The organism is Pseudoalteromonas arctica A 37-1-2 (genome assembly GCF_000238395.3).
Lineage (GTDB): Bacteria > Pseudomonadota > Gammaproteobacteria > Enterobacterales > Alteromonadaceae > Pseudoalteromonas > Pseudoalteromonas arctica.
Map to the genome: position 1 here is coordinate 569,229 of NZ_CP011025.1, position 22,904 is coordinate 592,132.

19 protein-coding genes and 1 pseudogene are annotated in these 22,904 nt (G+C 35.3%); 19 read left to right on the top strand and 1 reads right to left on the bottom strand.

The window, feature by feature from the left end; all coding sequences use genetic code 11:
* The first annotated feature begins 40 nt into the window (after positions 1-40).
* The 12 genes and pseudogenes from PARC_RS02480 to PARC_RS02535 all read left to right on the top strand — a co-directional run bounded on the left by PARC_RS02480 (position 41) and on the right by PARC_RS02535 (position 11,860).
* Positions 41-1,000 carry a Wzz/FepE/Etk N-terminal domain-containing protein gene (locus tag PARC_RS02480; RefSeq protein ID WP_010554136.1) on the top strand — a complete coding sequence of 320 codons (960 nt, stop codon included), beginning with the start codon at positions 41-43 and terminating at the stop codon, positions 998-1,000.
* A 54-nt stretch (positions 1,001-1,054) separates the two neighbouring features.
* A complete protein-coding gene (wecA, locus tag PARC_RS02485) occupies positions 1,055-2,098 on the top strand; it encodes a UDP-N-acetylglucosamine--undecaprenyl-phosphate N-acetylglucosaminephosphotransferase (RefSeq protein ID WP_010554137.1) in 1,044 nt (347 codons plus the stop codon).
* A gap of 27 nt (positions 2,099-2,125) precedes the next feature.
* Positions 2,126-3,259 (top strand): non-hydrolyzing UDP-N-acetylglucosamine 2-epimerase, encoded by a 1,134-nt coding sequence (gene wecB, locus PARC_RS02490; RefSeq protein ID WP_010554138.1) that lies wholly within the window; start codon positions 2,126-2,128, stop codon positions 3,257-3,259.
* 39 nt (positions 3,260-3,298) lie between these two features.
* Complete coding sequence (locus PARC_RS02495; protein ID WP_010554139.1) at positions 3,299-4,468, top strand: oligosaccharide flippase family protein; 1,170 nt, start codon at positions 3,299-3,301, stop codon at positions 4,466-4,468.
* The gene (locus PARC_RS02500; protein ID WP_238142562.1) at positions 4,449-4,946 is read left to right on the top strand and encodes an acyltransferase; all 498 of its coding nucleotides are present in this window, start codon (positions 4,449-4,451) and stop codon (positions 4,944-4,946) included. Before PARC_RS02495 ends, PARC_RS02500 begins: the two co-directional genes overlap by 20 nt.
* Entirely contained in the window at positions 4,939-6,006 is a 1,068-nt protein-coding gene (locus tag PARC_RS02505; RefSeq protein ID WP_010554141.1) for a polysaccharide pyruvyl transferase family protein, read from the top strand. Before PARC_RS02500 ends, PARC_RS02505 begins: the two co-directional genes overlap by 8 nt.
* 1 nt (position 6,007) lies before the next feature.
* Entirely contained in the window at positions 6,008-7,135 is a 1,128-nt protein-coding gene (locus PARC_RS02510; RefSeq protein WP_010554142.1) for a glycosyltransferase family 4 protein, read from the top strand.
* Entirely contained in the window at positions 7,102-8,235 is a 1,134-nt protein-coding gene (locus PARC_RS02515; RefSeq protein WP_021032092.1) for an O-antigen ligase family protein, read from the top strand. The genes PARC_RS02510 and PARC_RS02515 overlap by 34 nt, the downstream gene beginning before the upstream one ends.
* 22 nt (positions 8,236-8,257) lie before the next feature.
* On the top strand, positions 8,258-9,115 hold the full coding sequence (locus PARC_RS02520; RefSeq protein WP_010554144.1) for an ATP-grasp fold amidoligase family protein: 858 nt from the start codon (positions 8,258-8,260) through the stop codon (positions 9,113-9,115).
* On the top strand, positions 9,108-9,920 hold the full coding sequence (locus PARC_RS02525) for a glycosyltransferase (protein ID WP_010554145.1): 813 nt from the start codon (positions 9,108-9,110) through the stop codon (positions 9,918-9,920). Before PARC_RS02520 ends, PARC_RS02525 begins: the two co-directional genes overlap by 8 nt.
* Positions 9,920-10,798 (top strand): glycosyltransferase family 2 protein, encoded by an 879-nt coding sequence (locus PARC_RS02530; RefSeq protein ID WP_010554146.1) that lies wholly within the window; start codon positions 9,920-9,922, stop codon positions 10,796-10,798. Before PARC_RS02525 ends, PARC_RS02530 begins: the two co-directional genes overlap by 1 nt.
* Positions 10,799-10,860: 62 nt before the next feature.
* Positions 10,861-11,860, top strand: a pseudogene (locus PARC_RS02535) (NAD-dependent epimerase/dehydratase family protein).
* Positions 11,861-11,917: 57 nt separating this feature from the next.
* On the opposite strand, the gene PARC_RS02540 reads toward PARC_RS02535, so the two are convergent.
* Positions 11,918-13,291, bottom strand: a complete 1,374-nt coding sequence (locus tag PARC_RS02540) for an MBL fold metallo-hydrolase RNA specificity domain-containing protein (protein WP_010554149.1) — start codon at positions 13,289-13,291, stop codon at positions 11,918-11,920.
* Between the two features lie 412 nt (positions 13,292-13,703).
* Here PARC_RS02540 and rfaH point away from each other — a divergent pair, with 412 nt between their 5' ends.
* From rfaH to PARC_RS02575, 7 genes are all read left to right on the top strand, one after another.
* A complete protein-coding gene (rfaH, locus tag PARC_RS02545) occupies positions 13,704-14,189 on the top strand; it encodes a transcription/translation regulatory transformer protein RfaH (RefSeq protein WP_010554150.1) in 486 nt (161 codons plus the stop codon).
* Positions 14,190-14,642: 453 nt separating this feature from the next.
* Positions 14,643-15,758, top strand: a complete 1,116-nt coding sequence (locus tag PARC_RS02550) for a polysaccharide export protein (protein WP_010554151.1) — start codon at positions 14,643-14,645, stop codon at positions 15,756-15,758.
* Between the two features lie 12 nt (positions 15,759-15,770).
* Positions 15,771-16,205: a low molecular weight protein-tyrosine-phosphatase gene (locus tag PARC_RS02555; protein WP_010554152.1), complete on the top strand. Its 435-nt coding sequence runs from the start codon at positions 15,771-15,773 to the stop codon at positions 16,203-16,205.
* 15 nt (positions 16,206-16,220) lie between these two features.
* On the top strand, positions 16,221-18,470 hold the full coding sequence (locus tag PARC_RS02560; protein WP_010554153.1) for a polysaccharide biosynthesis tyrosine autokinase: 2,250 nt from the start codon (positions 16,221-16,223) through the stop codon (positions 18,468-18,470).
* Between the two features lie 386 nt (positions 18,471-18,856).
* Entirely contained in the window at positions 18,857-20,137 is a 1,281-nt protein-coding gene (gene tviB / locus PARC_RS02565; protein ID WP_010554154.1) for a Vi polysaccharide biosynthesis UDP-N-acetylglucosamine C-6 dehydrogenase TviB, read from the top strand.
* A gap of 99 nt (positions 20,138-20,236) precedes the next feature.
* The gene (locus PARC_RS02570) at positions 20,237-21,271 is read left to right on the top strand and encodes an NAD-dependent epimerase/dehydratase family protein (protein WP_010554155.1); all 1,035 of its coding nucleotides are present in this window, start codon (positions 20,237-20,239) and stop codon (positions 21,269-21,271) included.
* Positions 21,272-21,302: 31 nt separating this feature from the next.
* Positions 21,303-22,538, top strand: a complete 1,236-nt coding sequence (locus PARC_RS02575; protein ID WP_010554156.1) for an oligosaccharide flippase family protein — start codon at positions 21,303-21,305, stop codon at positions 22,536-22,538.
* Positions 22,539-22,904: the final 366 nt, after the last annotated feature.

Sequence of the window (22,904 nt, forward strand, 5' to 3'; positions counted from 1 at the left end):
TCGATTCTAATATGATAAGTATAACTAAAAAGGTGATGAAGTGAGCGCTGAAAGTTCAGTCAAAAATATTGAGTCTAATAATCAGTCACATGTATCAAGCGATGTACTTGAATTAGGTGAACTAATTATTATTCTTTGGCGTTGCAAGTGGTTCATTGCTATTTTAAGTGCAGCTTTTTTACTTTTATCGATATTCTATGCGATTAATCAGCCTAATATTTATCGTTCTGAAGCGCTTATTATTCCTACAGAGCAGGAGAAATCTTCATCATTAACATCACAATTTGGTGGTATAGCTAGTTTAGCCGGTATAAATGTTGGAAGCGCTAATGCTGGGAATAATGTGCAACTAGCGTTAGAAATAATGAAATCTCGTAAATTTATTGATGCATTCATAAGTAAACATCAAATATTACCAGATTTAATGGCAGCTGAAGGATGGGATTCTAATTCGAGAAGTCTTTTATATAACAAAAATTTATATGACGTTGATAATAAGGTCTGGTTAAGGGAGGTTGCTCCACCATTGGAAGCAAGACCTTCAGCGCAAGAGGCATATAAACGTTTTTCGAAAATACTTAGCATTGAAGAGGATGAAACGACTGGCTTAGTAAGAGTCGCGATTGAACACTACTCAGCTCAAGTCGCTCAGAACTGGGTAACTCAACTTATTTTAGATATAAATACAGAGATGAAAAAACGCGATGTAGATGAAGCAATTAAAAGCCAAGATTTTTTAACAAAACAGCTTAACACAACCAAAATCGTAGATATGCGTTCTGTTCTTTACGGCCTTTATGAAGAGCAATCTAAAACAATTATGTTTGCAAACGTGCGTGATGAATATATTTTTAAAACAATCGATCCAGCTTTCGCTCCTGAGGAGAAAGAGAGTCCTCGTAGAGCATTAATTTGTATTCTAGGGGCTATTGGTGGATTTCTTATTAGTATTTTTTTGGTAGTGGTGCGTCTACTGTATACCCGTCCAAGAGTAGCTTAATTATGATTTATTTTGATTCCAATAAAATAGATAGTCACAGGGAAGAACGCGCAAATGAGTAATATAATCTCTCTAATGGTTGCTTTTTTTACTTGTTTTTTCATTATTTGTCTTTGCGAACCTGTAGCTGTAAAAATGGGCTTGGTTGATACGCCAAACAACAGAAAAAAACACGAAGGACAAGTCCCTTTAGTTGGTGGGGTGGCAATATATATTGCTGTATTAATTTCTTCACTAATGCTTTTAGATTACACACATACTTTCCAAGTTTACATACTTACATCTTCTATTGTTTTGATGGTAGGTGTACTTGATGATCGCTTTTCACTTAGCGTAAAGCTTAGGGTGGTCGTTCAAATATTATTGGCTTTGATAATGTTTTATTGGGCTGATGTATCGTTAAAAAGCCTTGGTAATATTTTTGGTTTTTTTGAGGTGGAATTAAATAGCCTTAGTGTGATTATAACTATTATTGCGGTTATTGGAGGAATAAATGCCTTTAACATGGTAGATGGCATTGATGGATTAGCTGGTGTGTTAAGTATGATTAGCTTTGTCGCTTTAGCTATTCTATTGGGTACTGCTGGTTCGACATGGTATTTACTTTGTTTGTTATTTATTTCAGCCATCACAGCCTTTTTACTATTTAATCTTCGTTGGCCAAGTAAACAAATGAACAAGGTATTTATGGGTGATGCTGGAAGCATGTTAATAGGGTTTACAGTGGTATGGCTTCTGTTAATCGGAACAGATGAAAAAGTTGCAGCATTTAAGCCAGTAACAGCTTTGTACTTAATTGCAATTCCCCTTATGGATATGGCTGCAATAATGTATCGAAGAGTCAGAAAAGGTAAGTCGCCTTTTGAACCTGATCGTGATCATTTGCACCATATATTTGAACGTGCAGGTTGTACCAGAAAACACTCGTTAGTAATTATTGCTCTGATGTCTGTAACATGTGCTCTATTAGGTAGTGTTTTAGATTATTTAGGAGTATCTGAGTGGATATTATTAACTATCTTTATTTTAATATTTATTCTTTATTGCTACGCCCTATCTCGTGTATGGCGAATATTAAGCTGGGTAAGAAAACATTAATTTAAAAGAATAAATAAAGGTGAATTCATGAGTATTAAAGTATTAACTGTTTTTGGAACAAGACCCGAAGCTATAAAAATGGCACCTCTTGTAACTGGATTAATTACAGACGAGCGATTTAATTCAAAAGTTTGCGTCACAGGTCAGCATCGAGAAATGTTAGATCAAGTATTAGAGTTATTTGAAATCACTCCAGATTATGATCTCAATATAATGAAATCAGGACAAACTTTACCTGAGATAACATCAAAAATACTTGTTAAACTTACTCCAGTGATAAAATCACTTAAGCCAGATCTAGTTTTAGTTCACGGAGATACTGCAACAACTTTTGCAGCTAGTTTAGCCGCATACTATGAGCAAGTGCCAGTTGCTCACATAGAAGCAGGTTTAAGGACCGGTGATATATATTCACCGTGGCCAGAAGAAGCGAATAGAAAGCTTACAGGAGCATTAACAAAGCTTCACTTCGCTCCTACAGAATCATCAAAACAAAACTTGTTAAATGAAGGCTATCCAGAAAAAAACATAATAGTTACTGGTAATACTGTGATTGATGCACTATTTCATATTCGAAAAATTTTGGAGTTAAATGAACCTCTAAAAGCAGAGCTTAAACAGCAATTTCCTTTTCTAGAAAAAAATAAAAAAATAATTTTAGTAACGGGACATCGAAGAGAAAGTTTTGGTGAGGGTTTTGAAGATATTTGTAAAGCGCTTGCAAGCATAGCAAGTGCTTATCCAGATGCTCAAATTGTCTATCCTGTTCATCTCAACCCTAATGTACAAGAACCTGTAAATCGTGTATTAAAAGGTATCGATAATATTTATCTAATCGAGCCTCAGCAATATTTACCATTTACCTACCTAATGGATAATGCTTATATTATCTTAACAGACTCAGGCGGAATACAAGAAGAAGCGCCGAGCTTAGGTAAGCCGGTATTGGTAATGCGTAATACAACTGAAAGACCTGAAGCCTTAGAGGCTGGAACTGTAAAGTTAATTGGAACTGATAAAGATAGAATCATCCGAGAAATAAAATTATTGATGGATGATGACACAGAATATAAAAAAATGAGTCAGGCGCATAATCCATACGGTGATGGGATGGCTGTTAAGCGTATCCTTGATGAAATCAGTAAGAAAAATTTTAAATAAAAACTCTTTAAAGTTTTAATAAATTAAAAAGTAATTGCTATGAAACTATACAAAGCGATATTGAGTGTTGGAACGTCTCGTTTAGTTTCTGCGTTTATAGCATTTTTAACTTCTTTAGTGATAATGAATGAGTTATCAGTAACCGAATATGGGGACTTTTACTTTTATTTATCTATAATCACATTAGCTACTACATTGCCTTCTGTAGGTATCAATAATAGTTATGTATTTAATTGTGATACATCTTTAGAGCGGAAGTTCATATCAATAAAAATGTTAATCGCGCTTGCTTTGTCAGTTTGTGCATTAATATTATATATTTTAAGCTTAATACCAGACCAGTTAATTATTGTTTGCTTAATTACCGGGTTTTGTTTATCTATTTTTGATTCGCATCTATCTAATTTACAATGTAAAAAAAAGTTCTTTAGCTATGCTATTACGCTTCCTCTTAAAAATATAGTAATTTTAATTACTGCTTTATTTTTCTTATCTTCATTCGATAACCCAGTTTATATTTATTCGTATTTATCTGTCGTTATTTTAATAATACTATTATTTATCTATTCAAAGCATATTAATTTCAAGCTAAATTTTTCATTATTTAGTAAAATGGCCGGAAACTTCTATTTCTTTGAAATATCATCATTAATAATGATTCGCTCAGAAACATGGTGGTTAAAATACTATACTGATGGAGGACAAATAGATGATAAACAGTTAGGAATATATGGCGTCGCATTTACTGTTTGTGCGGTCGTTTCGATAGTCTCTACCGCTATAAACTCTGCATTGTTACCTTATGTTAAAAATAAACCTTCGTTATTAGAAATTAAAAATATAATTATATTGTTCTTAATATCATCGCTTTTTCTATTTTTGTTTTATTTTGTAACTTATTTAATTGTTCAGTATTTTTTCAGTGAAAAATACGGAGAAGTTATATTTTATTTAGGTCCTATCCTACTTGGAATGTTATTTAGCTTTCTCGCTGGGTTTGTTCGTTTAGAACTGGTTAATAGAAATCTTAATACTTACCTTAATAAGGTATATACGTTTCAATTACTGCTTACAATTATATTAGGAGGGGGACTTATTGCCTTCTTTGGTATTTTTGGTGCAATAACTGTTTTTGCTATAGTACGTTTTATAGGCTTGATACTGATACTTTTAAAATATGATTATAAAAATGATAAAATCTCTCTTTAAAAAGAGTCCAAACTTTAAGTTTGTAGGCAACAAAGCATTGATATCAAAAGGTAAGTTTTTCTTTCCGGAAAAAATTTATATTGGTGATTATTGTTACGTGGGCCCTGAAGCGTATTGGTATGGGGTTGGTGGAGTAAGCATCGGTCCAGGGACATTAATTGGTCCTCAATCGACTATCTGGACCGCAAATCATAACTATGAATCACAAACTTTGGTCCCTTACGATGAAGAGATCATTAAAAAGAAAGTAACAATTGGAAGTGCTTGCTGGCTAGGTTTTGGCGTAAAAATATGCCCAGGAATTAATATAGGGGATGGAGTAGTTATTGCTATGGGAAGCGTGGTAACTAAAGACATACCTAGTTATTCGATAGTAGGTGGAAATCCTGCAAAAATAATAGGGCAAAGAAAGAACTTAGATGAATTTAATCAGTTGCTTAAAGAAAAAAAATACTATTTAGAGTCTAAAAATGGATAAATTTAAATGTTTGATTAGAGGAGCCTATGGAGCTTCCAACTTTGGTGATGATGCTCTATTAGACGTTATATATACAAAATTACTATCAAAATATTCAGAGCAAGAAATAGCTATTTGGGGAAGTAATAATGCTTACATTTCAGAACGATACCCAAATTCAAAAGCGATTGTTAAAAAAGATTTATATAAAACAAAGTGCAAAAATCTAATATATGGTGGTGGGACTCAGTTCTATGACTTTGGAAAAGCAAGAAACTCTAAACAGTTGTGGGACCTATTATTAAACCCAAGCTATACACTAAATAAATTAAAGAATAAGCTGTTCAATAAAGGTATTAACCCCATTGAATATGATAAAGAGTTTTATTTAGCCGTTGGCTTAGGGCCATTCTTACCCGATTCCAAAGTAAAAGAAAATGTACTTAAAAGAATGAAAATCTCTAACTTTGTTTCACTAAGAGATAATAAAAGCATGGACTTTGCTGAAAAAGGCGATGTTCAGGCAATTAAAACTGTTGATATTTGCCTATCTAAAACGATAGCTGAAGGAAAAAAAGATAATGGACGTATTGCTGTTGTGCTTAGAGATTGGGAACATACACATAGTGAATATACAGTTGAGTATCTTTTCGAACAGGTTAAAGGGTTAGAACTTTCAAAAGTAGACTTTATTACGTTTGGCCCCGATATAAAATTAAAAGAGTTCATTAAAGAAAATAACTTGAGCTCATTTGAATGGGACCCATATTCGATGACCATAAATGAGTTTTTAGATACATTTGGTAATTATAAAATGGTGTTTTCTAGTCGTTATCATGGCGTAATATATTCCGTACTTCTAGGTATTCCTGTTATTGCGTTACCAATCGAGCCAAAATTAATCCAAGCTTCTATAGAGCTCAATGGTGTAATTCTTTATAAACCTCAAATGGGCTTTAAGCATTATAAAAATCAGATTGAAAATAATTATGATAAAATATCTGCTGATTTATTAGAGACTAAAAGACTCAAGTTTATTGAGTCAAATAAAACGATAGATACCTTATTAGCGAGTTTATAACATGCACAATTTTGTAATTTTAATTGATCGTCTTTATACCCTTGATGGTGATCATAAAACGATTGGGGGCATCCAAACCTATTTAAGTGCATTAGCAAAGGTTATTTTTGATAATTTTAAAGTTAAGCCTGTTATTTATCAAAGTGCCAAGCATTTTTTTGAGATTGAACAACCACATTATATTGTTAAGGGGGTAGATACTAATGGGGAAATTAATCCTAAAAAAACATTTAAATACCTCAAATCTGAAAACTCTGCAAAAAGTACCTTATTAATTTGGGGATCTGATCAATACTCACAGCCGAGCACTAAGTTTGAATCTGTTAGTATCCAACATGGCATCGGTTTTGATACTGAAGCTATGCATTCACCTTTAAAAAGAGCATTAGTTAATTACGGTTTAACGTGGGTTTATAAAACATTACAACGGCATAAAGCGATTAAAATTTTTGAAAATTCTAGAGCTGCGGTTTGTGTTGACTACAACTTTTTAAACTGGTATCGAACCTATCGTTCGAGTGCACAAATTTCAAATAAGATACATGTAATACCTAATTTTACTGATATACCAGCAGAACCAATTGAAAAAAATAACGACAAAATAAGTATTGTATTTGCAAGGCGCTTTGTTGACCGACGGGGTGTAGATATTGCGCTTCAGCTAGCCAGTAAACTAGTTAGTAAGTATGAAAATGTTGAGTTTTATTTTGCTGGAGATGGTCCAAAACTTCCACTAGTCAAAAAGCTTGTAGAGTCTCATGAACGTATATTTTTAACTAAATTTGATTCTTCAAAATCAATCGACTTTCATCGTGGTTTCTCAATTGCAATTGTTCCTTCTGTAGGCTCAGAAGGAACTTCATTATCGCTACTAGAAGCAATGGCTTCAAACTGCGCAGTTGTTGCATCCAATGTAGGTGGTATGACAAATATTATTCTTAATAATTTTAATGGCTCATTAGTTCCTCCCACATTTGACGAGTTTTACAAAGAACTATGCGATTTAATCGAAACAAAAGAACGATTAATAACATATCAAAAAAATGCATACATCACGGCTAAGAGTTCATTCTCTAAGGCTAATTGGGAAAAAGAATGGGTAAAAGTTTTAAACTTAACATTGAAGTAATCCTTTCTTATTTTTGCTTAGTTTGGATTTGGGTAACGATTTTTTTACCTTCAATGAAATTTTTTGTTTTCAGTCCTGCTTTAAATTTAATTTGTTTAGCTTTTGCTCTAGCTATTTTAGCTTTGGGTTACAAGTATTTTACTATTAACAGGGAAGGGCTTTTTGCCCTAAGTATCTTAACTTTATTGTTTGGCTATTTAGTACTTTCATTTTGGCAAGGACGTGCAACTCTCAGTTTCGAGTACGTTTTTAAGTTAATCAATATTATTTGTATTGTAATTTTAGGGGTTGTATTTTCCAGTAAAATAAATTTATCAGGTACGTTTTTGATGAAAATCGCGGCTCTGTACGGGCTCGCCTTCTGTAGCTTAAGCTTTTTAGGTATCATTAAGGCCTCGCCTTCGGGGGCGTTAAGTTATCTAAACTTAGGCCTTCCCATTGGAATTACGGTCTTGGCTTGCTACCTACTATTTTTAAGAGAAAAAAGAGTTGTATTAAAGGTTTTTCTGCTGCTATGTTTTGCTTTTTCTTTCTTTATGGTTTTAAAAACGCCTGCTCGTGGTGTTCTTTTAGGAACTGTACTGCTTTTAATATATATGAGCTTTAAATATAAAAGAAAAAGATATTTACTCTATGTTTTTCTTATTACAGCGCCTGTTGTTATTACCTACTGGGAAGAAATATACACTCTTTCATCTTTTGTCATTGCAAAAATGGAACGTCTGATTTTTAGTATTGAAGAAGAAGCTAGGTATACTTATTACATTGAAGTATTTAACTATAGTTCGGAACAGTTTTGGGGTTACGGTTTAAGATCTTACGTACCACTTTTAGGGTTTTATCCTCATAGTTTAATGTTAGAGTTTTTAATAGTGGGCGGCTTTGTACTTGCTTTATTATTTACTCTAATAATTATTTTTACTTTAGTAAAAATATATAAAAACATAGGCAATAAATCTGATCTCGATTTTATATTTTTAATAACAATTTACTTCCTAATACAATGGCACCTGTCGTATGAGCTTAGCTCTGCTTACGGACTTTTTTTATGTCTTAGTATTGTTTTAAGTAAAAAATCAAAAGAGTTAAAGTTAGCTTGATTGATATATTTAGGAGCCCGTAATGAGAGTGAAATTTTTTATAGCTAAAGTATTGAGCTTTGTACCAGATAAGCTTTTCTCAATAATTAAGTATTCTTTATATCATAAGAAAATCCCTAATTTAAATGGCAGTAGTTTTAGTGAGAAGCTGCTTAGTAAAAAATGTGGTTTGATGGGTAGCGAAGAAAAGCAACTCCGTGAAACCGTTACTGACAGGCTGCTAGTTAGAGACTTTGTAGAAAAGACAACAAGTGGTGTCGATTTAATACCCTTGCTTTGGTCTGGAAAAGTATTCACTAAAAAGGTTTGGGATGGGTTACCAGAATGCTTTGTGATTAAAGCTCGCCACGGTTCTCAAATGGTAAAAATAGTTGATAAAAATAAGTGTCAGTTTAACGAAGTTTATAATGCGACCGAAGAGTGGAAAAAAACAGATTACTACCTACTAGGAAGAGAGTGGGTGTATAAAAACACACCAAGAGAATTAGTGGTCGAAGAGTTTATCAGCTTTAACTCTGACGTACCGCCTGACTATAAGTTTTTTTGTCTCAATGGCAAGGTCGAGCTAGTACAAATAGATCTAGAGCGATTTAAAGATCATAAAAGAAATCTTTATAGTAGAGACTTTGAGCAATTAGATGTGAAGCTTATTTACCCTTCTGGTGAGCCAACCAAAAAGCCGCGTTTATTTGAATCAGCTTTAGGTATAGCTGAAAAATTATCGCAAGAATTTGATTTTATCAGAGTTGATTTATATATACTGGATGAGAAAATTTACTTTGGTGAATTAACTAACTTTCCTGAAAATGGCCTTGGAGCCTTCGAACCTCAAAGTTACGATCAGGCACTAGGTGCTAAAATGAGATCAAATAATGCCTGATAAAATAGCCGTATTAATGTCTGTTTATAAAGCAGATTCACTTGTTTACTTAATTGAATCAGTGGAGAGTATTCTAAATCAGACATATCAACAATTTCATTTTTTCATAGCTGTAGATGGAGTTGTCGATAATGATTTAAATGACTTTCTAACGGTACTTAATACCAACAATAAAGTAAGTGTATATTTTAATCAGTACAACGAAGGCCTAGCTACTAGATTAAACGAGCTACTAAACATAGTCCAGCAAGAGGATTATAATTATATTGCAAGAATGGACGCGGATGATATTTCGCACGTAGATCGCTTTAAAAAGCAGCTTGAATTTATAAAAAAAAATAACCTAGATATCATAGGTAGCGATTTAATAGAAATAGATGAGAACGGTACTCATCAGCAAGAAAAAAAGATGTTTAGTGAGCCCTCCGAAATTTTAAAAAATATTGTACGAAGGTGCCCTGTTAACCATCCAACGGTATTTATGAAATCTGAAGTGTTTACTAAAGATAACTTTAGATACGATGCAACATTATTAAATACTCAAGATTACGATTTATGGATCAGGTTATTAGAGCAAGGCTATAAGTTTGGGAACCTAAACGAACCATTATTGTTTTTTAGGGTAGGTAATAATTTCTTTGAAAGACGGAGTAAAAAAAAGGTACTTAACGAAGTTAAACTCAAGTTTTTTGCATGGCAAAAGTTATCAAAAAAACCTTTAGATTTAGCCTTTATAGTTGTGTTTTTTTTAATGAGAGTTTCACCAACATGGGTCAAAAAGTTTGCTTATAAGAGGTTCAGATAATGGATAGCGCAGTTGTAATAACAACTAAAGATAGAATTGACTACTTAGAAAGAGCTGTTGAATCTGTTTTTTCTCAAACCGTGCTTCCTGCAGAGTTGGTTATTATAGATGATTGTTCAGTTCATCAACTTCCAGATAATCTTTTAAAAAGGTTTCAAGAATTAGCCATACTACTAAACATAAAATTTAATTACATTTATAACTCTGAATCAAAAGGAGGCAATTATTCTCGTAACTTAGGAATTAAAATAACCTCTAGCTCTATTGTTCATTTTTTAGATGATGATGATTATTGGCTTAATGGTAAAATTAAAGATCAATTAGAACAGTTTGAAAGTAATGAAAAAGTAGGCTTAGTTTTTACAGGGAAATGTTTCGTACAAGATACAGATCTTGATATTATAAAAAGAAAAAGTAGACATAAAAAATTAGAAGGTTCTATCTGGAACGGAAACTATGTTGGCTCTACTTCAGGGGTTGCAGTTAAAAGAGAGTTTCTTGAGCGAACGAAGGGCTTTGATAATAACTTACAATCATTACAAGACTATGATCTGTGGATTAGAGTATTAGAACTAACCCAGGGTATTTGGGACACTAAACATAACCTAATTTATACAGTGCATTCTAATGTAAGTAAACAAATTACAGGTAATGTTGATAAGCATTTAAATACGGTAGCTTATTTAAAAGAAAAATATAAAAAAAAGCTCAAAACAATACCCAACAAAGATAAAAAAGTTTTTGAATCAAGATTAGAGCATGTTTTAGCTAGGGCTTATCGAAGCCAAAAAAGTAATCGTTATATAAAGCATGCGCTTGCTTCTTTGTGGCTACATCCATCAATAAGAACGTTCCTTTTGTTCTTTAATATCAAATAGTATTAAATGCATAGTTGTAATTAGTCAACTTTATGGTTAATAAAATAAAACTTAAGTTCTTTATGAAATATTTGGTTACGGGTGTTGAAGGTTTTTATTGGTGCAGCTATAAGTCAAAAGTTATTAGCTGCAGGAGATCAAGCTGTAGGCATGGATAACCTCAATGATTATTACGATGTAAACCTAAAGCTAGCCCGTTTAGTTTTATTTGAACGCCATAAAAACGTTACCTTTATTTAATTAGATATAAGCGAACGTGCATTAATGCGCGAGCTTTTAAAGCCGAGCAGTTTGATAAAGCAATTCATTTAGCGGTACAAGCAGGGGTACGCTACTTAATTGAAAACCCCGACGCGTACGCCGATTCAAATTTAGTAGGGCATTTAAACGTACTTGAAGGATCCCGTAACCAAAAAGTTAAACACCTAATTTACGCATTATCTAGTTCGGTATATGGTTTAAACGAAAAAACAGCGTTTGAAACCGCAGACAGTGTCGATCACCCTGTATCATTTTATGCTGCGAATAAAAAAGCAAATGAATTAATAGCGCACAGCTATTCACACTTATATGGTTTACCAACAACAGGGCTGCGTTATTTCACAGTTTACGGCCCATGGAGTCGCCCGAATATGGTGCCGTATACATTTACTAAAAAATACTCGCAGGCGAAATAATAGATATAAATAATAATGGTGATATGGAGCGTGATTTTACTTATATAGATGATATTGTAAAAGGAGTTGTGCAAATAGCCGATATAATTCCTCCAGCAAATTCAAATTGGAAAGTAGAAGCAGGCTCTCCAGCAACAAGTTCAGCACCTTATGCTGTTTATAACATAGGCCACGACAGCCCAATTAACTTAATGAAATTTATAGAAGCGATTGAAGCCGAGCTGGGTATTGAAGTTAAAGAGAGTTTCCGTGAAATGCAAGCGGGTGATGTTTACAAAACCTATGCTGACACACAAGATTTAACTACCGCAACAGACCACAAAACTAAAGTGGGTATTAAAGTAGGCGTGAGTGAGTTTAATGGTATAAGAGGTTTTATTCTTAAATATTGAGTTTATTTTAATACAATCTTTTTACCAAATTGCGAGGGGAAGCTTCTCGCCTACGATTTACCTATCTCAACTTCAACATCATTACCTAAAACCTCTTTGTACTTATTTGCTAATGCGCGCTTTGCATCATCATCCCCATGCACAATTTTTATATGGCTTGGCTTTTTATGCATACCCGTTACAAACTTAATTAATCCGTTTTGATCGGCATGGGCGCTGTACCCGCTAATTGTATGTACTTTTGCGTTTATAGTAATACGAGCATTATTTATAAAAACATACCCATTACGTGGGCCATATTTTTGAATTTCGCGGCCTAAAGTTTTATTACCTTGGTAACCTACAAACAATACATCGGTGGTTTTATCATTTAAAAATCGCTCAAGGTAATTAACTATCCTGCCACCAGTGCACATACCGCTTGCTGCTAATATTATTACTGGTGTTTGCCGCGAACTTAAATAGTTAATAATAGCCAAATGCTCTTTATGTGAATCAACAGTAGTTAGGCTTTTAAAATCGAGCGGGTGCCTACCATTTGTAACTTTACGTTTGGCTTCATTATCCCATAAGTGCTTGAAATTTATGTATTGCTCAGTGAAATTGGCTGCCATAGGGGAGTCGAGTATTACGTGAATGTCTCGCCACTTAGACTTTTTAGATGAGCTATGTATGAGTTGCTCAAGCTCATATAGCAGCTCTTGTGTGCGCCCAATACTAAAAGCAGGTACTAAAACAACACCGTTGTCGGCTACGGCGCGTTCAATAATACTTTTTAGCGTTTTAGTACGCTCTTTACGGCCTTGATGATTTTTATCACCGTAGGTTGATTCAATAACTAGAGTATCGGCTTTATAGGGCGGTTTAGGTGAAGGGAGTAGCGGGGTGTATGGTGCGCCTAAGTCTCCTGAAAATACAACGCGATGTTTGTTGTTATCATTATTTGTAACATCAATTTCTACGTAAGCAGAACCTAATATATGGCCCGCACGCTGAAATCTCGCTTTAGCTTTATTGAGCCCTTTGCAAGGTAGTTCAAACCACGTTTTATAATCTACAGCAACTATACGTTTATTTAATAAGCTTAAGCAGGCAGCTATAATTTTAGGGTCGCGGGTTACACCCACTTTTAAAGCATCTTCAATTACTAAAGGTAATAAGCTGGCCGATGCAATACTTGTAAAAATAGGGCCCTTAAAACCGGCTGCTAATAAGTAAGGAATTCTACCAACATGGTCAATATGGCAATGGGTAACAATAAGGGCAGTAACATGGGTAATATTAAACTCAATTGAAAGGTCGGCTTTAGAGTCTTCGCCTTGAAATAACCCGCAATCAATAAGGACACTTGTTTGTTCGTTAACTACCAGCTCGTGGCACGAACCAGTAACTCCATTAACGGCTCCGTGATGAAGTATTTGCATTGTGCTTCCTTGTCATCAATTTGTTACATTGAATTTTAAGGTAGAAGTAAAGCCATAATTATTCAAGGTTCTAACGCTTGGGCTAAATTAATAACCTCACCTTCAACATATCACCTGTAGGTGCGAATTTACTTCGCGCTCTTACTTATATATTTTTAAAGAATATTAATTAAAGTTTTTAGTAAATTTTCGCGGCTAAACTTTTGTTTAGCTCAATCTAAACATGCCTTTAGGTACTAAACTAGCGTTAAAGACTTTACTCCTCTTAAACTAAATAAAAATAATTACCCAAGTGAGTAGCTATTTACCACTAAGGCTTATTTACATAGACGCTCTATGCTGGTTATAATGCAGCGCGTAAATAGTTTAGTGTTGTATTTATTGCAATTTTAGTGATGTATTAAGGACTACTATGGAAAGTTGGTATTTAGTCGTATGCAAACCTAAGCAAGAAGAGAGAGCTAAAACTAATTTGCAAAATCAAGGGATTGAAGCGTTTTACCCCAAATTAACTACCGAAAGGTTAGTTAAAGGTCGTCGTACCGTCAAACAAACTGCTTTATTCCCTAATTATTTATTTGTATGCCTTGATTCAAAAAATGGTAGCTTTTTTGCTGTAAAAAATACACGTGGAATAGGCGGTTTTGTTTCTTATGGATCAAATTATCAGGTGGTTTCTAAGCACATAATTGACCAACTAAAAAATGAACGTTCGCACACCACAGAATCAAAAACACCAAAAATAGGCGATGCAGTAAGTGTTAATAACGATTCATTTAATAATATACAAGCAATATACAAAGAGCCAGATGGCGACTTGCGCAGTATTTTATTAATTAACTTACTTAATCAAAAAATTGAAGTAAGTGTAGATAATAAAGATATTAAACAACAATAACTAAAAAGCGTAGCAGCGGCTTTATGCCGCGTAAAATAGCTTTATATCAGTAAGTAGGAACTGTAACCTAAGGGCGGAAGCGTGCCCAAAGCACTTAAAGCTCCGTGGTTAAAATTACTTGTAGACACACAGCTTGCTGGCGTGACGAGTAAAGCTCGTAATCTTTATATTTTAGTGATCTTTCATTTACCCTAGTTCACTTTATTTTATGCAATTAGATATTAATGAGCCTGGTGTTTTACTAAAAACTACATCCAATTGAATTTATTCATAAATACCTTATGAAAATGCTGATATAATTTCAGTGCCAATTAAAACTAAGTAACAAAGATTTTACAAATCATAGCCTATTGCTTCACAATAGGGCTCATGCTTTAATTAGCCGGCTAAAATACAAGTGCTCACCAAGGTTGGTGGGCAAGTGCAATATTTAAATAATTTTGGGATTCTACAATGGCGTTAAGCTGTAAATCACTCGCATCAATACTCGCAATACTAAGCATGACCGGCTGTACAATAGTACCAGGCAGTCACTTTGAAGGTATAGACTCAGGCGAGCAAACACAAAACCTCGAACAAGATCTCGAAAAAGTAAACATTCAAATAATCGACTCGCTACTAATAAATAAACAAAATCAAGCGCGTATAGCAGCTAAACCAATTTCAAGCACCGATGGTTTAAATGTAAGTAACTACGAATACAAACTAGGTGTTGGCGACGTACTAACCATAGGCGTGTGGGATCACCCAGAGCTAACAATACCGGCAGCAGTACAACGTACCGCAGAATTTGACGGCTTTAGAGTACAACGAGACGGCACCATTACTTACGCCTACGCACCAAATATACCCGCAGCAGGTAAAACAATAAGCCAAGTACGTAATGAGCTTGTTAAACGCCTAAGCCGAGTAATAGAAGACCCTCAAGTAGACGTAAAAGTAGTTGGCTTTAGAAGTCAAAAAACCTACGTTACCGGCGAAGTAAAGCAACCTGGTGTATACCCAGTAACCGAAATTCCACTTACATTAATAGATGCCCTAAACCAAGCAGGTGGTTTAACAGATGCAGCCGATTGGCGCACAGTTACATTTACCCGTGGCAACAAAACAGAAGTTATAAAACTTGATGACTTTTATGCCCATGGTGATATTTCGCAAAACCGCTTATTGCAGCATGGCGACATAGTGCACGTGAACCGTAACGATGCACAAAAAATATTTGTATTAGGTGACGTTAAAAAAGCAGGTTCAGTAACGCTTAACCGTTATGGTTTAAACTTGGCCGAAGCGCTAAGCGACTCGGGCGGCTTGAATGAGGCAACAGCAGACGCTAACGGTGTATTTGTACTGCGAAAAAGTGACGTAGAGCAAACCGGTATTATTGCAAACGTATACCAATTACATGCTAAAAATATAGCGGCAATGGTGTTAGCTGAGCAGTTTGAGTTACAACCGCGCGATATTGTATATGTAACATCGGCACCACTTGCCCGTTGGAACCGTGTAATTAGCTTACTATTACCGTCAATTGCTACTGTAGATAGTGTTGACGATATAACTGCAAACTAAGGGTTTTTAAAAATGTTTGATTCAGTTTTAGTGGTGTGTGCAGGTAATATTTGCCGCAGCCCAACGGGTGAGTATGTTTTAAAGCAAAAGCTTGAAGGCAAAAATATTAAAGTATCGTCTGCTGGGCTAACAGCACTTGAAGGCAAACCAGCAGATGCAAAAGCAAAACAAATAGCACTCACTCATGGCATTAATATGGACGCCCACCAAGGGCAACAGCTTACATCAAGCTTAGTTGCGCAAAACAGCGTAATACTAGTAATGGAAGAGCGCCATTTAAACGACGTACACGCTCGCTACCCAGAGGCGCGCGGTAAAACGTTTTTACTCGGTAAATGGATTAATAACGCTGAAATACCAGACCCTTACCGCCAAAGCCAAGAGGCTTTTGAACACGTTTATACATTAATCGACAGCGCATGTAGCGCTTGGCAAAAGTATTTATAAGGAATGGCTAATTTAATGAATACCCAGCCGAATAACAGCGCTAGTAACGCTAATAATAAAAACACTAATAACACACAACCAACGCAAGAAATTGATTTAATGGCGCTACTAGGCGCATTGCTAGATCGCAAATATTTTATAGTAGCCGTAACTGCGGTGTTTATGTTTGTAGGTGTTATTTATGCTGTATTAAGTACCCCAGTTTACCAAGCAACAGCCATGATACAAGTTGAAGACGGCGGCGCATCAGTCCCTGGTTTTGACGATATGGCAGGCATGTTCGAAAGTACATCAGCTGCAGTAACCGAAATAGAGTTACTAAAGTCGCGCAGTATAATAGGCGAGGCAGTAGACACTTTAAAGCTTGATGTAATAGCAGAGCCTAAGCTATTTCCGTTTATAGGTAGCCGAGCTTACCGCACTTTTACCCCAATGGAAGATGGCAATTTAGCCGAGCCAAGTTTTGGCGCAAGTAGCTACGCATGGGGCGGCGAGAGTATAAATGTATTTAGGTTTGATGTACCACGCACTGCAGTAAATCAGGAATTTACTTTGGTAGCGCAAGCTAACAATGGTCTTACACTTTTAAATGGTGACGGTGAGCAAATATTATCGGGTAAAGTAGGCGAGGAGCTTACAAACGGTAAGTTTAACTTAACCATTCGTACTTTAAAGGCACGCCCTGGTACAGAGTTTACAATTACCCGTAAAGATCGCTTAAATACTATTTTAGATTTGCAAACTGCAATTGGTGCAAGTGAAAAAGGCAAAGACTCAGGCATAATCAACTTAAGCTTACAAAGCATTAAACCAAGCTACGCCGAAAAAGTGCTTGATAAAGTAGCGGCTATTTATGTACGCCGTAATGTTGAACGTAACAGCGCTGAAGCACAAAAGTCGCTGGAGTTTTTAGAAGTACAACTGCCTGAAATTAAAAAACAGCTTGAATACGCAGAGCAACGCTTTAACGACTACCAAATTAAACGCCAATCAATAAACATAACACTCGAAACACAAGGTGTGCTTGAACAAGTTGTAAAGCTTGAAACCAAGTTACAAGAGCTAAACCTAAAACGGTTAGAGCTTGGCCGTAAATTCAAAAAAGATCACCCAACATACCAAGGTATTCTGGAGCAAATAGAGGCGGTTGAAAGCCAAAAGCAAGAGCTTGTAGGTGAGGTAGGTAATCTGCCAGAAACTCAACAAGAGCTACTTCGCTTAAGACGCGATGTTGAGGTAAGCAACCAAATTTACACATTGTTACTTAGTAAAACGCAAGAGCTTGATATAGTTCGCGCAGGCACTGTAGGTAACGTACGTATAATTGACTACGCCGAGGTAAACACCAGCAAGCCAGTTAAACCTAAAAAAGCATTAATAGTCGTAATGGCGACTATGCTAGGCGGTATGTTAGCTGTGGCTATAGTGCTTATACAAAAGGCAATGCACAAAGGCGTTGAAGACCCTGCAGAAATTGAAGCGCTAGGCCTACCTGTATACGCAAGTGTACCGCACTCAGATTACCAAGATAAACTAAGTGGCTTTGCTGAACGAGCCCGTAAAAACAAAACAAATAAGCCTAGAAGCATATTGGCTCTTGATAACCCAGCTGACCTAGCAATAGAGGCACTGCGTAGCTTACGTACAAGTTTGCACTTTGCGATGATGGAAGCTAAAAATAATATTATTGCTATATCGGGCCCAAGCCCAAGTGTGGGTAAATCGTTTATATCGGTTAACTTAGCAAGTGTGCTTGCGCAAAGCGGTAAAAAAGTACTGATTATTGATGCCGATATGCGTAAAGGCTACTTACAAACGCAGTTTGGGTTAAAGTGGGACGATGGATTAAGTGATTACTTATCTGGCCGTTTAAACCTAGAGCAAGTTACTAAACCAACCAAAGTTGAAGGTTTAAGTGTTATTACGCGTGGACAAATACCGCCAAACCCTTCAGAGCTATTAATGCATAGCAACTTTAGTAAGTTAGTTGAAGAAGTAAGCGCCGCTTACGACATTATAATTATCGACACCCCTCCAATACTTGCAGTAACTGACCCCGCAATTGTAAGTGCGCATACAGGCACTACGTTACTAGTAACCCGTTTTGGACAAAATCATGTACGAGAGATAGAATTAACTCGAAATCGTTTTGAACAAAATGGCATAGACGTAAAAGGCGTTGTATTTAACGGCGTAGTTAAAAAAGCCAGTAATGCATACGGCTATTACGGGTATTACAACTACGAATACAAAAGTGATAAATAATTTATAAAAATGGGGGCCTATTGGGCACTTTTAAATAAAAGTACAAAAACAAGCAATTACAAAGAGATAGTCTAAATTGACTGTCTCAATATGGAAAAAAGTGTCTCAGTGGGTTGTAATATCACTGAGATATAAAATTGCTAAAATGCAATTTAGTGGTGAGCCATTGCGTACTGATTTAGTAAATGCAAAGTGTTTTCGTTGTTAAAAATGAATGGTAAGCCACCAAAAATAGATTGTAAAACGTGCTTTTTACCCACGAGTATACCTCTAAATACTCGTTTTTTTACTGCACGTTTTAATATGAAACCAATTTTAAATTTAACTTTTACGAAGCTCGCAGTCCAAAGCTCGAAGCTCTACAACCAAACAAAGAGAGTACAATTATGCACGATTCATTAACGGACCTAAAAATTGGCATTATAGGATTAGGTTATGTAGGCCTCCCATTAGCAGTTGAGTTTGGCAAGAAATTTCCAGTAACAGGCTTTGATATTAACCAAGGTCGAATTGCACAATTACAAGCAGGCCACGACTCTACACTTGAAGTAAGTGATGATGAACTTAAAGAGTCTCCAGAACTTAATTTCTCTTATACAGTGTCAGACCTTGAAAGCTGTAATGTATATATTGTTACCGTACCAACTCCTATTGACGCACATAAACAGCCAGACTTAACACCACTAATCAAAGCCAGTGAAATGTTAGGTAAAGTGGTTAAAAAAGGCGACATAATCATTTATGAGTCAACGGTATACCCAGGCGCAACAGAAGAAGCGTGCTTGCCAGTAGTTGAGCGTGTATCAGGCCTTGTATTTAATAAAGACTTTTTTGCCGGCTACTCACCAGAGCGTATAAACCCAGGCGATAAAGAGCACCGCGTAACTAACATATTAAAAGTTACGAGTGGATCGAATCCAGAAATAGCTGAAAAAGTTGATCAACTTTATAAATCAGTAATTACGGCCGGCACACATAAAGCGAGCTCTATTAGAGTGGCTGAAGCTGCAAAAGTAATTGAGAACACGCAACGCGATGTAAATATAGCTTTAATTAATGAGTTATCAATTATTTTTAATAAGTTAGGTATCGACACGCTTGAAGTGTTAGAAGCGGCTGGCACTAAATGGAACTTTTTACCATTTCGTCCAGGATTAGTTGGCGGACATTGTATTGGTGTTGATCCGTATTACTTAACTCATAAAGCACAAAGCGTAGGTTACCACCCAGAAATGATTTTAGCCGGCCGTCGCTTAAATGATGGTATGGGTAAACATGTGGTGTCGGAACTAGTTAAAAATATGCTTAAAAAGCGTATCCATGTAGATGGCGCAAATGTACTGATAATGGGTTTAACCTTTAAAGAAAACTGCCCAGACTTACGTAATACAAAAGTGGTCGATATTGTTAGCGAGCTTAAAGAATACAATATTAATGTGGATATAGTCGATCCATGGTGCTCAAACGATGAAGCACAGCGCGAATACGGTTTAAGCCTAACCATAGAGCGCAAAAAAAATAACTACGATGCAATTATTCTTGCTGTCGGCCATAACGAATTTAAAGAAATGGGCGCAGAGCAAATTCGTGCATTAGGCAAAGCAGAACACGTACTTTACGACTTAAAGTACGTACTACCAAAACAGAGCGTAGATATACGTTTGTAATCATTGTAAGCGTGGGTTCAAGCTCGCGCTTTTAAGATCAGCATTACAAACTAATAATGCTTTGAATTTTAGCAAGTTTTAGCTCAAACAAGGAATATCATGACTCGTTACGAACAAATTAAAGTAGAACTACTTTCTTCTCCTAAAACCTGGTTAGTGACAGGTGTTGCTGGTTTTATTGGCTCAAACCTTTTAGAGCATTTATTAAAATTAAATCAAAAAGTAGTGGGGCTTGATAACTTTGCAACGGGTCATCAGCATAACCTTGATGAAGTAAAAGGTTTAGTAACTGCAGAGCAGTGGCAAGGTTTTAATTTTATCGAAGGTGATATTCGTAATTACCAAGATTGCGAAACAGCATTAGCTAATAACGGTGAAGATGTCGATTACGTATTACATCAAGCGGCTCTTGGCTCAGTACCACGCTCAATAGCAGATCCCGTAACAACTAATGCTGCGAATATCACTGGTTTTTTAAATATGCTACAAGCAGCTAAAGAAGCTAACGTTAAAAGCTTTACTTATGCTGCAAGTAGCTCCACATACGGTGATCACCCTGCACTGCCAAAAGTAGAAGAAAATATAGGTAATCCACTATCGCCTTATGCCGTAACTAAATACGTAAATGAGCTATATGCGGGGGTCTATGCAAAAACCTACGGCTTTAAAACAATTGGCTTACGTTATTTTAATGTGTTTGGTCAACGTCAAGATCCTAACGGAGCTTATGCAGCAGTAATTCCTAAATGGACTGCTGACATGATCAAAGGTGAAGATGTATTCATTAATGGTGATGGTGAAACAAGCCGTGATTTCTGTTTCATTGAAAATACAGTACAAATGAATATACTTGCTGCAACTGCAACTGATCAAGCTAAGAACCAAGTCTACAATGTTGCGGTAGGAGGTAGGACCTCACTCAATCAATTGTTCCATGCAATAAAAGCTGGACTTAATGATAACGGTATTAGCTACCCTCAAGAGCCAACCTATCGTGACTTTAGAGCTGGTGATGTACGGCATTCTCAGGCGGATGTAAGTAAAGCCGTTAATAAATTAGGTTACGCACCAGAATACAAAATATTACAGGGCATTAGTAAAGCAATGCCTTGGTATAAGAAGTTATTAGGTTGATTAAGTGTTCATTGGCAAATAAAACTCAGCTATGAGATTAATATCACTGCTTAAAACAAAAGATGGGAAGGTTTTAATAGAAAATTTCTTATCTTTATCTGTATTGCAAATTGTAACGATGTTGTTGCCATTAATTACTTTACCTTATGTCTTATGTGTTTTAGGTTATGAAAACTATGGCCTTATAGCTTTAGCTACAGCATTAATTATTTATTTTCAGGCAATCGTTGATTATAGCTTTAAGGTCACTGCGGTTAGGGATGTAGCTACTCACAGGAATAGTCCTAATAAACTTAACCTAATTTATAGTCGGGTTATGATTATTAAGCTTGCTTTTTTATTGTTATCGTTGGCTACGATAATGCTTATTGTCAGCTTATATCCTCCTTTTTATAAAGAGAAAGAGCTTTTTTTATATGCTTCGCTTTCTTTGGTAGGCTTTGCTTTGTTCCCTGAGTGGTTTTTTCAGGGAATTGAAAAAATGAAATACATCACACTCATTAATGTCGTTATAAAAATATTCTTTACCTTAAGTATATTTATCTTTATTAAAGAAAAAGGTGATTATGCTTTTTATTCACTTTTAGCAAGTGCGGGAGTTTTATTTTCAGGAGTTATTGGGCAATGGATTTTATATAAAAAATATAAAATTAAGTTTATAGCGCCGCCTTTAAAAAGTATAAAAAAAATTATTATTAAAAACTTCCCTATTTTTATTAATCAATTTGTGCCTAATTTATATAATAATAGCACATCATTGTTACTTGGGTTATTCGTTAATATAGAAACTTTAGGTATTTATAGCGCGATAAGAATAATAATAGATCTGTGTGTAATGTTATTAAGTATAGTATCTCGGGTTTTTTTTCCATTTATAAATCGTAAAAAAGATGCATTTAAGATGTACCGAAATTTAATGTTTATTTTAGTTACTTTTGGTTTATTAATATTGTTTGCGTCAAGCAATTTAATTTTTTGGTATTTAAACCTGAATCACCCTCTGGCTTTACCTACATTTTTATTAATGGGGTTAAGTATTCTTGGCTTTGTTGCTTATGATATCTATGGGCTTAATTACTTTATTATTAAGAGACAAGACAAACTGGTGATGAAAAATACTATTTTTTGCTCATTGATTGCTTTTGCTTTTTCGCTGCCATTAATTTATTTCTATGGGATTATTGGGGCATCATTAACGCTAGTTATTGGGCGATTTTTAATGGGGGGGACTTTGATGTACCAGTATGTAAAGGTTAAAAAATATTAATTAGTATTAAAATGTTATTCATAAAGAAAAACAATCCGAATGCGAAGTTTGGAAATAGCTTTACATTAGAGCTGCATATAAAAATAAAGACCAGTCAAAACAAATTGACGATAGGGTAACAATGTTTATCTGCGCTCTAATAGTAATGGCTGCCATGCAGGAGTGCCATTTCCTACCACTATTTTAGTTGATAAGGCAGGTGCAGAATGTGTGACTGGCGATAACTGTAGTATCAATGGTACTTATATTAATGCGCAAAAAAATCGTAATAGGTGGAAACTCAGTTATTACAGCTTGTGTTAGCATTATCGATTGTAGTGACATATATTAAATTCAAAAAATCGGACTTAAGGAAGAGATAAAAGC